This window comes from Oceanobacillus arenosus, assembly GCF_003369575.1.
Lineage (GTDB): Bacteria > Bacillota > Bacilli > Bacillales > Amphibacillaceae > Oceanobacillus > Oceanobacillus arenosus.
This window is the reverse complement of record NZ_PIOC01000027.1, coordinates 18,766-33,105: the sequence shown is the minus strand read 5'-3', so window position 1 is coordinate 33,105 and position 14,340 is coordinate 18,766. Positions and strand designations below refer to the sequence as shown.

Here is a 14,340-nt window from a genome sequence, read left to right as displayed (position 1 = left end):
TTAAAAACGAATAAATTTTAGAAATTCCCACTTCCGGCCATTGTTGTAAATAACCACTCTTGGAAGCTTGGGACAACTTCAAGCTCGAAATATTCCATCGTTCCTTGTGCGCCCAATTCTCCAATATCTTTTATATTATCTTCAGCAGGCATTTCTACTTTATCGATTGTTTTACCTTCCACATTTACATGTAGGGCAAGCATATCCTGCGAAATTTCTGGGCTTTCAATGGAGAAGCTATGCTCGGAACTCATTTGGTCATTATCATACTTTGCAGAACCCTTCCAGTTTAAAGAACCTGAAGTAGTGGTGTCATCGAAAGTAAAGATACGTTCAAAATCACGCGTTCCATCTGCTAAGGCTTCGTTGCCATCATACGTAATGGTAAATCCGTCTGCTGTTAAGCTAACCTTATCTGTTGCCTTAGTATCTTCCCATGCTAGGTTGCCAGCAATATTAATGACGCCCTCGTTATCAGCTTCAGCAAATCCCAGGTCATAATCAAAGAATTGACTTGCATCTTTCAATATTTGTCCGCCTTTTACTGAGAAACTGACTAATTCATCAGCAGATGGCCCCATTTCAATGGCTAGGTCCCGTTGTACGATTAAATCGTTTGCTACCCAAATAGTGGAGTTAAAACCGTTTGGAATCTGGAAATCTGCTAATCCAGCTTTTGCATCAGCAATACTACTTTCAAAGTCTGATAGTAATTGCTCAATTTCAGGATCAGCTGTAACAGTACCCCCTAATTGGAATCCCGCTTGCTGACGGATTAAATCCTTCAGTTTGTCATCTTTTTCCATTTTATCGAATACTGCTGTTAATATCTCTTTTACTTGTGCTTCTGTAAGCTGCATGCTTATTTTCTCAGCATTAATTGATTCTCCATTTACTTCCACTGTTTCTTCCTTAGTTGTAAATGCATCTTCCGGCAATTTATCATAAATCATTTTACCATATTCTTTATTAAAATATTCCATATCCTCTTTGGATAGAGCCCCATTACCTTCGAAAATACTGTCTAATTCCAATGTTTCTTCACCGGTAAAGGAAACTGGGTCTATTTCATAAAGGAGGGGACCTAAATCCGCATCCTTTAATTGAATCACTTCATCAACGAAAGGTAAGCTGAGCATCAATTTCTCGTTTGTAAATGAGAAATTCAAGTCATTTACTTCAATTCCGCCAATTGATGCTGCGATATCCGTAGAGATCTGCTTGTTCTTCATATCTGTAGCAGCTGTAATTGTTAGATTTGAGTTATTAATAATTTGTGCTGGATCAACACCATCGACCGCTGTTTCAGTTGAAGGAACATTATACTCACCAGAAAGGTCTACTTTTGATTCTGTTGCATTTTCTTTTGAGTGTTCATACCAATCTAGTTCAGGTTCATATCGTTCTTCTAATTTATTACTCATGAATTCTAACGATTTCTGTTCTGCTAGAAAGTAAGAATCTTTTAAGGATAAATTATTGAGCATAAATGCTGACACAGCGCCCCCAATTGCTAGTACAGCAATAATGGTGATTGCAATAATTCCTTTGGACACCCCTTTTTTATTGTTGTTACTCCCATCATTCGTTGTTTCATTCACGAAGAATTCCCCTCTCGATTTAAACTTTTACCAACATTTTGATTATATGACTTACGTTGGCATTCTTATGTTTTATATCATTTTATGAAAGGGGAGTCAACCAACGTAAAATGTTAGTTAATGTTTATTAAGGCAAAAGTCACGGAATTATCTTTAATTTAAGATTTTTAACTAATAATATTTACCTAGTAAAATGGTAATATATGTAATATATTCAACAGCAATGTAAGAAAGGAAAGTCTACATAATTATTTATAGGTATTAATTATTATTTTTCTTAATAAAGTGAAACTTCATTAAAGTGGGGGTCTTACAGTCAGGTAATTCGGGATAAACGTGGTTATTGTTAGATTTATCAAATTAATGGATGTTACGGCAGCTTGTCCTAGCGATACGAAATTACATTACGCTGTGATTGTGTTTGAGAATTGTATGCATCCATTTTAGTGAATTGGAGTTCTAATTAGTTGAAAACAGCATGACTCATTATGTAATTGACTCTGCGATGTATTCTGAATATTTATGTTAGAATAAAAATAGATTTTTTAAAAAGGGAGGGTGATTCCAATTAGAAATACATCAACGCTCTTAGATTTAATCAAGGAGGGAGAAAATGTGTCAGATAAATTAAAAAGATTGCTGTTATGGTCACTGGTATTTCCTACAATAGTCACCATCCTCCGTATCTTTATCGATATTATTTTAGGCGAGAATATTGAATTGTTGTCATATACTGCTCTGTTTTTAGGTACAGCTACTGCAGGGTTAATTATTGTTGGACCATTGATGTATCTCGTATCAAAATCGAAGGAAGAGAAATAGTAACTTTCTACTTGCGTTTACTGGTGCAGGAGGTTCATGAGAAGATCATCATTTTACTGGCAATCTTTTTTCATAGCCTACCGTACCGAAAGCTTTTGATTTCTTATATGGATAATAGGTATATTATAGTCTAATCGACTTATGTGATTTTGAGGGAAATAGGCACAATAAGCAATAATAATCAGAAAGTAAAATAACTTAGGAAAGGTGAAAAAATTGAGGAAAAAAGTTCATTTATTTTTATTGTATTCCTTAACACTTATTGGATTGCTCCAAATTATGAAAAGCACAGTTAAATCTAATGTCGGGTACACAGTATTTAAACCAACCGGTGTTTAAAACAAGTTTACTAATTATCGGTTTATTTATATGCTTATCAATTGTCCCGAAAGCTGGAAACTTGGATATGTCATAACTATTGTTATTATGACAATTTGTATGGTTTTTAGGAGGATTATTTTTACTAGAATAAATAGATCTAACTAAAACGGCTTCTTTAACTATATGTTATTTTAACACTGCAATGCAGATCTAATATAGAGTAAGAAGATAATCTTCTTTAATCTCGCATTGCTCCTGCCTCTCTAGAAGTCATTGCACCTTGTCCTTCACTTATATCTTTCTGGATTTCTTGTTTTACCTTTTTAACATCGGTACCAGCAAATCCTGGTTTCATACTAGAAACCAATTCATTTATAGCTTGTTTATCTTTTTGCATACATGTCCTCCGTAATTGTAATTTTATTAAAGCAAGTGGTGCGGGACAGTCGCTGAATTGGATTTACATATAAGAATAATCAACCATTATATAATTCTATCCATTCAAAGGCTGCCCCAGTTGAAGAAGACTATTGCAATTACCTAGTTCTGATTATGTCGTTACGTTAACTTATATTGGTATCAAAAAGGCAAAAATTTTCACATGGTTGCTTGCTTGACGCCTTGTTCAAGTGTGGTTACCATTTCTTTCTTATCCTCTTCTGTTGACTGATTCCAAATCAGTTCAAACAAAAATCCGAGCCCTGGAAGCATCTTTTCCTCCCCAGCCTGGATAGCATCGACAATCGTTGCCTCTAATTGTGCTTGGTCATTCGATGAAATATTATGCAGTATTGCTTTACGAATATTTAAGTCCATCATCATCCACCTCATTTCATGCGTTACCGATAGTTTGACCAATCACTATATAAATATGTATGATGAAAGAAGAAAAAATGACAAGGATGGAAAATATGATCACATCAGTTAAAAACGAACGAGTAAAAGCATGGAAAAAGCTACATAATCGCAAAGAACGAAATAATAATCAAACCTTTTTAATCGAAGGCTTTCACCTATTAGAAGAAGCATGGAAAAGTGACTGGGTTATACGTGAAATTATCGCAGAAGAAGCGGTCGAGCTACCGAATTGGTGCCAGAATTATGAAGTGGAACGAGTAAATGAGCAAGTATTTGAATTGATTACCCAAACACAAACGCCTCAAGGGGTTGCGGCAGTGGTGGAAATGAAGGAAGCACTGGAGCGTGAGGGAAACCACTTGCTCCTAATTGATTCTGTCCAGGATCCGGGGAATTTAGGGACGATGATCAGAACCGCAGACGCGGCAGGAATGGATGGAATCGTTCTTGGTCATGGTACGGTTGATGTTTATAATGATAAGGTGATTCGTTCCACCCAAGGATCGATATTCCATATTCCGATTTATCACGCGAACTTGAGCAATGAAGTTATAGAATTGAGGAAGAATGGTTTTAAAATATGGGCAACCGCATTACAGAATGCAAAGAAATACAATGAAATCACAATCGATGAAAAAGTGGCGCTAATCCTAGGAAATGAAGGCGCTGGGGTGAAGAAGGAGCTTATTGATGCGGCGGATGAGATTGTTACAATTCCGATATACGGCCGAGCGGAATCATTAAATGTCAGCATTGCTGCTGGGATTTTAATGTACTATCTGAAAAGATAAGTTGCAACAATACCGTAAATTCATTATAATATACACGATATGTGTAAATAGAAGAGCGTTGAAAGAGCTAGGTAACAATTATGAGCGATAAAGGGAGGAAATGTCCTAAGACTGCGAGCATTTCCATCGTATGAATTGTTATTATTTCACTCTGGAGCTGGCACTTGGACCTCATCAGTTGATGGGTAAAGGTGTTCCGGATGTAAATCCGTTATCAGATTTAAGTTGGACAAAAGGGGAGAAGTATACCCAATTGTCAACAAGGGTGGTACCGCGAAATCAAAGCCTCGTCCCTTTTCAGGGATGGGGCTTTTTTATACTTTTAAGGAGGTTAAACGACAATGAAAGAGCAACTACAAGCAATTCAGGTCGAAGCATTAGAGAAAATAGCTGGAACCGATGAAATCAAAGCACTACAAGAAATCCGTGTTGCATATTTAGGCAAAAAAGGCTCATTAACCGGTGTATTAAAAGGAATGGGGAAGCTTTCCAAAGAAGAACGCCCAGTTATCGGAGAAATTGCTAATAAAGTACGTGATGCAATCACCACTGCATTAGATGCAAAAAATGAAAAACTTGAGCAAATTGCATTGGAAAAGCAATTAGAAGCAGAAGCAATTGATGTGACATTGCCTGGTAAACCAGTGAAGCAAGGCGGACCGCATTTATTAACGAGCATCGTGGAAGAGATTGAGGATTTATTTATCGGCATGGGCTATGAAGTAAGAGAAGGTCCAGAAGTTGAAACAGACTATTTTAACTTTGAAGCATTAAACCTGCCGAAAAACCATCCGGCACGTGATATGCAGGATACTTTTTACATTACAAATGAATTATTAATGCGTACCCATACGTCACCAGTGCAAGCACGGACAATGAAGGAATACAAGGGCGAGAAAGCCTTTAAAATGATTTGCCCTGGTAAGGTGTACCGCCGTGATAATGATGATGCAACACATTCCCATCAATTCACGCAAATTGAAGGGTTATACGTGGATAAAAATGTCCGGATGAGTGATTTAAAAGGCACACTGGATGTATTCGCGAAGAAAATGTTTGGTGAAGACCGGGAAATCCGTCTGCGCCCAAGTTTCTTCCCATTCACAGAGCCATCTGTCGAAATGGATATTTCTTGTAAGGTTTGTCACGGTGAAGGTTGCTCTGTATGTAAGGGAACCGGCTGGATTGAAATCCTTGGTGGTGGAATGGTTCACCCACGCGTGTTAGAAATGGCTGGATATGATCCAAGAGAATATTCCGGTTTTGCATTCGGTATGGGACCAGAACGAATTGCCATGCTGAAATACGGCGTAAATGATATTCGCGCATTTTATACAAATGATAAACGATTCTTAAAGCAATACCATCAGGCATAAGGAGGTAAATTAACTTGTTAGTATCCTATAATTGGTTAAAAAACTATGTAGATTTAGGAGAAATTACTCCTGAACAATTAGCAGAAAAAATTACAAAATCTGGAATCGAAGTGGACCATGTAACCTATATTGCTGCGAAAAGCACGAACGTTGTGGTTGGATATGTTGCTTCATGTGAGAAGCATCCAGATGCAGATAAATTAAATCTTTGTCAGGTTGATGTTGGGGAAGAAACATTGCAAATCGTTTGTGGTGCACCAAACGTTGCAAAAGGGCAAAAAGTAGCGGTAGCACTTCCAGGCGCCAAACTTCCTGGAGATATTAAAATTAAGAAAGTGAAGCTCCGCGGTATTGAATCAAATGGGATGATTTGCTCATTGAAGGAATTAGGACTTGATCCAGAATATATTCCAGCAGATGTTGCCGATGGGATTTTCATTTTTCCTGAGGATACAGTCGCTGGTGAAAGTGTTACATCATTATTAAATCTTGATGATGCAGTGCTGGAACTAGATCTAACGCCAAATAGAGCAGATGCGTTAAGCATGCTAGGTGTTGCATATGAAGTGGCAGCTATTTTAGACAAGCCAATCATATTACCAGATGAATCGTTAAAAATTGAAAGCAAAAAATCGGCTCATGATTTTATTAAGGTTGAAGTCGAAGCAGAGGACTTAAATCCATATTACGGAGCATTTATAATTAAAGATGTTGAAATTAAAGCATCGCCACTATGGATGCGGAATTATTTAATGGCTGCAGGTATTCGTCCGATTAATAATGTCGTTGATATTACAAACTATGTTTTATTAGAATATGGCCAACCATTGCATGCATTCGATTATGATCGATTTGCGTCGGATAAAATTGTTGTTCGTCGTGCAGTTGACGGAGAGAAAATAACGACATTGGATAACCAGGAAAGAACACTGGGAGCAGACACTTTGGTCATTACTAATGGGAAGGAAGCAACTGCAATCGCTGGTGTCATGGGCGGTGCTAACTCAGAAGTAATGAACGAAACGAAAACGATCTTATTAGAAGCAGCATATTTCAACGGTGCTTCGATTCGAAATACAGTGAAAGCTACAGGATTAAGAAGTGAAGCAAGTACAAGATATGAAAAGGGCATTGATCCGAATCGTGTGAAACGTGCGGGAATCCGTGCTTGTCAGCTACTAAAACAATATGCGGGTGGCACTGTTTTAGCAGATGTTGTTGAATATGATGCACTCGATCGTTCTGAAAAAATAGTAGAAGTAAATACTGCACGAGTAAATGAACGATTAGGTACAGAAATTGATGCGTCAACGATTGCAGCAATTTTAAAACGTCTTGACTTTACATTTGAGCAAGCTGGTAATGATTTCACGGTTCATGTGCCAACTCGTCGTGGTGATATTACGATCTTCGAAGATATGCTTGAAGAAATAGCACGCATTTATGGCTATGATCACTTACCATTTACACTTCCAGTTGGTGTCGCACAATCTGGTGGATTAACAGGAAGACAGGCATTAAAACGACAAGTAAAAAACTATTTGCAAAGTGCCGGTTTAATGGAAACAATGACATACTCGTTAACGAGTGAAGCGGACATTACGAAACTAATCAGTCCTGAGGTAAGGGAACAAAATCCACAGGCTATAGCGTTAGCATTGCCAATGACTGAGGATCATAAATATTTACGATTAAGTATTTTGCCTGAATTACTGCATAGCCTAACGTATAATCAAGCGAGAAACCAAGCAAATCTTGCATTTTATGAAGTAGGCAATGTATTTATTAGCGATGAAGAAACATTAACGAAGCAGCCAACAGAATTATTGCGTGCTTCTGGTGCAGTAACTGGTAAATGGGTGGAGCATCCATGGCAGCAAGAAGTGAAGGATGTTGATTTCTTCGTTGTGAAAGGGATTGTCGAAGGGCTATTCGACTTCCTGAAAATCCCAGTAACTTTCTCACCTGTGAAGCTAGCGGATATGCATCCAGGCAGAACAGCTTCATTAGAAGTAGATGGCAATATGGTTGGCTTTATCGGTCAGCTTCATCCAAGTCTCGAAAAAGAATTGGATTTAAAAGCTACCTATGTATTTGATATAAATTTGGATGTACTGATCAAGAAATATGATGCTGCGCCATCATTTACGTCGATACCAAAATATCCTTCAATTGAACGTGATATTGCATTTATTCTTGATGAGCATGTACATGCAGGCGATGTGCAGACGTTAATTAAAGAAGTTGGTGCGCCACTTGTGAAGCAAGTAGAAATCTTTGATGTGTATCAAGGGGGAAATGTGGAAGATGGCAAGAAGTCCATTGCCTATAGCTTGCTATATCAACACCCTGACAAGACATTGAAGGATGATGAAGTAGAGGCATCGTATCAGGAAATTGTAGAAGCGGTGAACAAAGCATTTGATGCTTACGTTCGATCATAAGTAATAGAGGGAGTGATGCCAATTGGTTTCACTCCCTTTTTATGTTTGTAAAGTTTGTATAGATAAAGTGCGGACTAGGTTAGTGCTTAAGACTCTCAGGCCAGTCGCTACAGAAATACACTTCGCGCACCTTAGGGGAGCTGGCGAGCCTTCTCGCAGGAGTCTCCGTGTATTTCTTACGCTCGGGTTGGAGGAGTCATATATAAGAGAGTGACTTACCACTGACAAACAATATTGATTGAAGTGAGAAAATCAGACTCACGTGTGAACAGTAACTACTGTCTAGATCTGAATTAAAACTTATCACTAGTCCGCATTTTAAATCAACTGCTCTCCAAATCGGTATTTAAAATTGTCATTCGTTCGCACTCTGCAACAATTCTGCCTTTCATAACTTTCTACAGCAAAACAACAAATATTATTCCACATCACATTATGGCGCATATAATGAAACCGTATAAAAATGTGCCAAGATGTTAATTATTTGTAATAGTTATAGATGTGGTTGCGGAGCATTATTTTCTCTCCAATTTTTTCACATTGCCAATTGCAAATTGTCCCTATCGAAGAAATACTTCTTTTTGAAAGCAGTTCATGTTAAGATAAAGTGAAGAATTTTTTCGTGGTGTTATAGGGGAGATGTTTTCCCCCGAGCAAACAGGTAACAGAGCTTTCTAAGAGCAGGAGGATTTTCACTTGACTCAGGATAATAAAGAACGGATTACAGTTGAAATTTATAATAAAAAATATAATATCGTTGGGGAAGAATCAGCTAGTCATGTTAAATTGGTCGCTAGTCTAGTGGATCAAAAGATGCACGAAATTCAAGATGCAAACAGGCATCTCGACACTGCGAATTTGGCAGTGCTTACGGCAATTAATACGATGAATGATTATTTAAAGTTGAAAGAAGACTATGCTAGTTTATTAGGCTCCATGAAAAGGAAAGAGGATAATTAAGTTATGTTTGATTTACTACTCATTGTCATCCTAATTTTTGGCTTTTTGGTTGGCTTAAAAAGAGGATTTATCTTAGAAATCCTGCATTTAATTGGTACCATTGTCGCATTTATTGTTGCTGTGATGTATTATAATGAACTCGGATCGAAGCTGGAATTATGGATTCCTTATCCAGAACTGCCGGAAAGCGCGTGGGCAGATTTCTTACAAGCAATACCATTGGAAACGGCTTTCTATAATGCAATTGCATTTGCTGTCATCTTTTTTGCAGTAAAAATCATCCTGCAAATTATTGCATCAATGCTCGATGTTGTTGCATCCATTCCAATTATAAGCTCCGTTAATAAAATTCTTGGAGCAATCTTAGGGTTTATCGAAATATATGTCATTCTATTTATTATTCTTTATATCCTTGCGTTGACGCCATTGACGTCTGTGCAGGAGTGGATTAATCATTCGACTGTTGCATTGTTTATTATCGAACAAACACCGTATTTATCTGGGAAGATTCTGGAACTATGGTCGACATACATTGACAAGAAGGCGTAATGATAACGCCATTGCAATTATATGAACGTGGAAGCTTGGACTATTGTAATCGATAGTTCAAGCTTTTTTATTGCTTAGGAAACTATAAAATTGGGTGCTGTGGAAAACTTAATTACTGAGAATAGCCACGCCCAGCTCCAGCGCTAAAGCTGTAGCGAGACTTCCCTCACCTCCGTAATCTAAGTCAACCGCTAACGCTCCCAAAGAGTTTCCTTTATCTCAAAAGGCAAGGAGAAGTTCGACTAAGTTCGCCACGTCCTGTGGCAACGTCGAACCACCTCACGTCCGTGAGGCGCAGTCCGTGCACAGCTCAAACTTGCTTTAAGCTTTTGTTCTTTTAGTAGATAGATAATCCAATCCAAGCATCCTTCATAATCCTCTGTAGCCTAGTAATAGCTTGACTTTAGGCTGGTTAAATAATACCCTTTAGTAAGTGAAAATAATAATAACCGTTACAAATTTAGAACAGTGACGAAGAAATAAAAGATAATAAAGCAGGTGGGAAGATGGCAGTCAATAAAAAAGATGTCATTCAATTACTGGAGCATATTGCAACTTATTTGGAGCTAAAGGGTGAGAATCCGTTTAAAATATCGGCGTATCGTAAAGCTGCAATAGCGTTGCAAGGCGATGAACGCTCAATTGCTGAGATTGATGACTTTACGAAGATTAAAGGGATTGGCAAGGGGACAGGGGCGATCATTCAGGCTTTTGTCGAGAGTGAACGCTCGGAATTACTGGAGCAATTAACAACCGAAGTTCCCGAGGGCCTGATTCCATTACTAGATCTTCCTGGATTGGGTGGGAAGAAGCTGGCAAAGCTATACCAAGAATTAGATGTAACCGATGCTGCATCATTAAAAACAGCTTGTGAGACAGGAAAAGTTGAGAAGCTTGCTGGATTTGGAAAAAAATCTGCAGAGAAAATTCTTGCAGCAATTATTACGTCAGGTAAACGACCAGAGCGGTTGCCAATCGCAATGATGTTGCCACTCGCAGAAGAGATTGAAGCATATTTAGCAGGGATTGAAGAAATCATCGACTATTCTCGTGCCGGAAGCTTACGTAGGATGCGCGAAACAATCAAAGATATTGATTTTATTATCGCAACCGATCAACCACTCATTGTTCGTGATCACTTACTTGCAATGCCGACAATCAAAGATGTCATTGCGAAGGGCGATACTAAAGTATCGGTCACGATTCAAGCTGCATATGATATTAATGTTGATTTTCGCCTTGTAAAACAGGAGGAGTTTGCAACAACGCTCCATCATTTTACCGGTTCGAAAGACCATAATGTAGCAATGCGGCAACTCGCCAAGTCGCGTGGTGAGAAAATTAATGAGTATGGGGTAGAAAACGAAGCAAATGGTGAAATTTTAACATTTTCGAATGAAAAGGAATTTTTCCAGCACTTCGATTTAACCTTTATTCCTCCTGAGGTACGTGAGGATACTGGTGAGGTTGATGCATTCCAACAGGTGCATCCACTGCTGGAATTAAACGATATTCGCGGTGATTTACATATGCATACGACATGGAGTGATGGTGCACAGTCACTAGAGGAAATGGTTAATAAAGTAAGGGAAAAAGGCTATGAATACATGGCAATCACCGACCATTCCCGTTATTTGCGCGTTGCTAATGGATTGGACGAGAAGCGGTTGCGGGAGCAAAGGGAAGAAATAGCTGCATTAAATGCAAAATATAATGATTTTCGTATTTTCGCAGGTGTAGAAATGGATATTTTACCAGATGCGTCGCTTGATTTCTCGGATGAGTTTTTAAAAGAAATGGATTTCGTTATCGGTGCGATTCATTCCAGCTTTAATCAAAGCGAGAAGGAAATTATGGATCGTTTAAATCGTGCATTAGAAAATCCATATGTTTCACTCATCGCCCATCCAACTGGGAGAATAATCGGCAGACGTGAAGGCTATCAAGTGGATGTTGATCAGCTGATTGAGAAAGCAAAGGAAACGAATACGGCATTAGAAATTAATGCGAATCCGAATCGACTGGATTTATCTGCAGAGTGGGCAAGGAAAGCACAAGCTGCCGGTGTCACGCTTGCGATTAATACGGATGCCCATAATTACGGGATGCTTGAGCATATGAAATACGGTGTTGGCGTGGCTAGAAAAGGGTGGGTTCATAAAGATATGATTATGAACACGTGGCCATTAGACAAGTTAATTGCCTATTTTAATAGAAATAAATAAGAGGTTTTAAAGGGGTTATAGAAAAGTATGAATGAACGAATTCTTCGTGTGCTTGAATATAAGAAGATTATCGACCAATTGGTGGCACACGCAGCAACATCGATTGGAAAGGAATTAGCTGCTTCACTTAAGCCATCAACCGAATTGGCAGCAGTTATTGCCTTACAAGATGAAACAGATGAAGCGGTGCAAATTATCCGCTTAAATAAAGTCATTCCATTAGGAGGAATATCTGATATTCGCGGAAGTGTGAAGCGCAGTGTCATCGGTGGTGTCCTTTCTACGGAAGAGTGTTTGGACGTTGCCAACACAATCTATGGTGGCAGACAGGTGAAGGGGTTTCTTGAAAATTTAGAAGAAGATTTACCAATTTTAAAAGAGTTGGCAGAAGGAATTACTTCCTTACGCGAACTAGAACAACAAATCAAAAGCTGTATCGATGACCATGGTTATATGATGGATAGTGCATCACAGAAATTACGCGGCATTCGCTCATCGATTCGTTCATTTGAAAGCAGGGTTCGGGAGAAATTGGACAGCTATACAAGATCCAATAGTAAAATGCTTTCTGATTCGATTGTGACGATTCGTAATGACCGTTACGTTATTCCTGTAAAACAGGAGTATCGTGCCGTTATCGGCGGGATTGTCCATGATCAGTCTTCATCAGGTCAAACATTATTTATGGAGCCACGAGCAATTGTTGACCTAAATAATCAGTTACAAGAAGCAATTGTTAAGGAGAAACAGGAAATTGATCGCATTTTAGCTGAATTGAGTGGAGCAATAGCAGCAGAGGAATTGGTTTTACTGGAAAATATCAAGCTTCTTGCAACAATTGACTTCATTGCTGCACGAGCAAAATTGGCGCAGCAAATGAAGGCGGCAAAGCCTAGCATGAATGACAGAGGAATAATCAAGATGCAGCAAGCGCGACACCCGTTAATTCCGAGTGATCTCGTTGTTGCAAATGATGTGGTAATCGGCGAAACCTATACATCGATTGTCATCACGGGGCCAAACACTGGTGGTAAAACGGTGACAATCAAAATGGTCGGTTTGTGTACATTAATGGCACAATCTGGTTTACAAGTTCCAGCGCTTGATGGTTGCGAGCTCGCGGTCTTTAAAGAAGTATTCGCCGATATTGGCGATGAGCAGTCGATCGAGCAAAACCTCAGTACTTTTTCATCCCATATGACGAATATTGTTAGTATTATTAAGCAGGTCGATCAGGATTCACTCGTGTTGTTTGATGAACTTGGTTCGGGTACAGATCCAGGTGAGGGTGCGGCACTCGCAATGTCGATTTTAGATGAAGTGATCGATAGAGACGCACGCGTCATTGCGACAACACATTATCCAGAATTGAAGGCATATAGTTATAATCGGGAAAATGTCATTAATGCATCGGTTGAATTTGATGTAGAATCCTTAAAACCGACCTATCGCTTGTTGATTGGGGTACCTGGCAGAAGTAATGCATTTGAAATCTCGAAACGGCTCGGCCTCGAAGAACGAATTATTGACAGGGCAAGAGGGCTTATTGGTGTCGATTCGAAAAGTGTAGAAAATATGATTGCATCACTAGAAGAATCTCAATTAGGTGCGGAACGAGATTATGAGAAGGCAAATCAGGTATTGCAAGAAAGTGAACAGCTTCGTGATGAGATTGCGAAAGAGTGGCAGCAGTTTGAGCAACAACGGGAAGCATTGTATAAAAAAGCGGAAGAAAAGGCAGAAAAGGCAATCCAAGATGCACGGGAAGAAGCAGAGATGATTGTCGATGAGATTCGAAACATGAAAACAAATGTCACCTTAAAAGAGCATGAGTGGATCGAAGCAAAGAAAATGTTAGAGGACGCGAAGCCAAATCTCTCCAAAAAACAGGTAACAACTCCTGTCTCCCAAACAAAGGAGAAAAAGACGCTTCAACCTGGGGATGATGTTAAACTATTATCAATGAATCAAAAAGGCGAAATTTTAAATCAAGTAAATGATAATGAATATTTAGTACAGGTTGGTATAATGAAGGTGAAAGTGAAGCGTCAGGATCTCCAACTGCTCGGGAAACAAAAGGAAACAATCGTGAAGCCTGTTGCAACAATTAAAGGCTCGAATTATCATGTAAGCACAGAGCTAGACCTTCGCGGCGAACGTTATGAAGATGCATTGTTAAGACTAGAAAAGTATATCGATGACGCTATTCTTGCGGGCTATCCTCGTGTATCGATTATTCATGGTAAGGGAACGGGTGCACTGCGAAAAGGTGTACAGGATTATGTCAAGAAGCATCCTAGTATTGCATCTTCAAGATCTGGTGAGAGCGGTGAAGGTGGAAGTGGTGTAACCGTTATTGAATTCCGTTAGTGATTAACAAGTGAGATTTCAAA

The 14,340-nt window shown here is 38.8% G+C and carries 11 protein-coding genes; 8 read left to right on the top strand and 3 right to left on the bottom strand.

Features of this window, described 5'->3' with window-relative positions; genetic code table 11:
• Window positions 1–17: 17 nt before the first annotated feature.
• Window positions 18–1,601 (bottom strand): DUF6583 family protein, encoded by a 1,584-nt coding sequence (locus CWR48_RS16780; protein ID WP_115774482.1) that lies wholly within the window; start codon window positions 1,599–1,601, stop codon window positions 18–20.
• Window positions 1,602–2,216: 615 nt separating this feature from the next.
• On the opposite strand from CWR48_RS16780, the gene CWR48_RS16775 reads away from it, so the two are divergent.
• Window positions 2,217–2,423 carry a hypothetical protein gene (locus tag CWR48_RS16775; RefSeq protein ID WP_115774481.1) on the top strand — a complete coding sequence of 69 codons (207 nt, stop codon included), beginning with the start codon at window positions 2,217–2,219 and terminating at the stop codon, window positions 2,421–2,423.
• 559 nt (window positions 2,424–2,982) lie between these two features.
• Here CWR48_RS16775 and CWR48_RS20525 read toward each other — a convergent pair.
• A complete protein-coding gene (locus CWR48_RS20525; RefSeq protein WP_170140794.1) occupies window positions 2,983–3,141 on the bottom strand; it encodes a hypothetical protein in 159 nt (52 codons plus the stop codon).
• A gap of 200 nt (window positions 3,142–3,341) precedes the next feature.
• Complete coding sequence (sspI, locus tag CWR48_RS16770; protein ID WP_115774480.1) at window positions 3,342–3,560, bottom strand: small acid-soluble spore protein SspI; 219 nt, start codon at window positions 3,558–3,560, stop codon at window positions 3,342–3,344.
• Between the two features lie 95 nt (window positions 3,561–3,655).
• On the opposite strand from sspI, the gene CWR48_RS16765 reads away from it, so the two are divergent.
• The 7 genes from CWR48_RS16765 (at window position 3,656) to CWR48_RS16735 (ending at window position 14,317) form a co-directional block, all read left to right on the top strand.
• A complete protein-coding gene (locus CWR48_RS16765; RefSeq protein WP_115774479.1) occupies window positions 3,656–4,393 on the top strand; it encodes a TrmH family RNA methyltransferase in 738 nt (245 codons plus the stop codon).
• 341 nt (window positions 4,394–4,734) lie between these two features.
• On the top strand, window positions 4,735–5,769 hold the full coding sequence (gene pheS / locus CWR48_RS16760; protein ID WP_115774478.1) for a phenylalanine--tRNA ligase subunit alpha: 1,035 nt from the start codon (window positions 4,735–4,737) through the stop codon (window positions 5,767–5,769).
• 14 nt (window positions 5,770–5,783) lie between these two features.
• Window positions 5,784–8,213, top strand: a complete 2,430-nt coding sequence (gene pheT, locus CWR48_RS16755) for a phenylalanine--tRNA ligase subunit beta (RefSeq protein ID WP_115774477.1) — start codon at window positions 5,784–5,786, stop codon at window positions 8,211–8,213.
• 696 nt (window positions 8,214–8,909) lie between these two features.
• Window positions 8,910–9,173: a cell division protein ZapA gene (gene zapA / locus CWR48_RS16750; RefSeq protein ID WP_115774476.1), complete on the top strand. Its 264-nt coding sequence runs from the start codon at window positions 8,910–8,912 to the stop codon at window positions 9,171–9,173.
• 3 nt (window positions 9,174–9,176) lie between these two features.
• On the top strand, window positions 9,177–9,722 hold the full coding sequence (locus CWR48_RS16745; protein ID WP_115774475.1) for a CvpA family protein: 546 nt from the start codon (window positions 9,177–9,179) through the stop codon (window positions 9,720–9,722).
• A 506-nt stretch (window positions 9,723–10,228) separates the two neighbouring features.
• Window positions 10,229–11,947: a DNA polymerase/3'-5' exonuclease PolX gene (gene polX, locus CWR48_RS16740; RefSeq protein WP_115774474.1), complete on the top strand. Its 1,719-nt coding sequence runs from the start codon at window positions 10,229–10,231 to the stop codon at window positions 11,945–11,947.
• A 27-nt stretch (window positions 11,948–11,974) separates the two neighbouring features.
• Window positions 11,975–14,317 carry an endonuclease MutS2 gene (locus tag CWR48_RS16735; RefSeq protein ID WP_115774473.1) on the top strand — a complete coding sequence of 781 codons (2,343 nt, stop codon included), beginning with the start codon at window positions 11,975–11,977 and terminating at the stop codon, window positions 14,315–14,317.
• The last annotated feature ends 23 nt before the right edge of the window (window positions 14,318–14,340 follow it).

What these genes read in the sequence shown, in the direction of transcription:
- CWR48_RS20525 (WP_170140794.1), bottom strand. Translation starts at nt 3,141, where the DNA reads ATGCAAAAAGATAAACAAGCTATAAATGAATTGGTTTCTAGTATGAAA.
- sspI (WP_115774480.1), bottom strand. Translation starts at nt 3,560, where the DNA reads ATGGACTTAAATATTCGTAAAGCAATACTGCATAATATTTCATCGAAT.
- CWR48_RS16765 (WP_115774479.1), top strand. Translation starts at nt 3,656, where the DNA reads ATGATCACATCAGTTAAAAACGAACGAGTAAAAGCATGGAAAAAGCTA.
- pheS (WP_115774478.1), top strand. Translation starts at nt 4,735, where the DNA reads ATGAAAGAGCAACTACAAGCAATTCAGGTCGAAGCATTAGAGAAAATA.
- CWR48_RS16745 (WP_115774475.1), top strand. Translation starts at nt 9,177, where the DNA reads ATGTTTGATTTACTACTCATTGTCATCCTAATTTTTGGCTTTTTGGTT.
- polX (WP_115774474.1), top strand. Translation starts at nt 10,229, where the DNA reads ATGGCAGTCAATAAAAAAGATGTCATTCAATTACTGGAGCATATTGCA.
- CWR48_RS16735 (WP_115774473.1), top strand. Translation starts at nt 11,975, where the DNA reads ATGAATGAACGAATTCTTCGTGTGCTTGAATATAAGAAGATTATCGAC.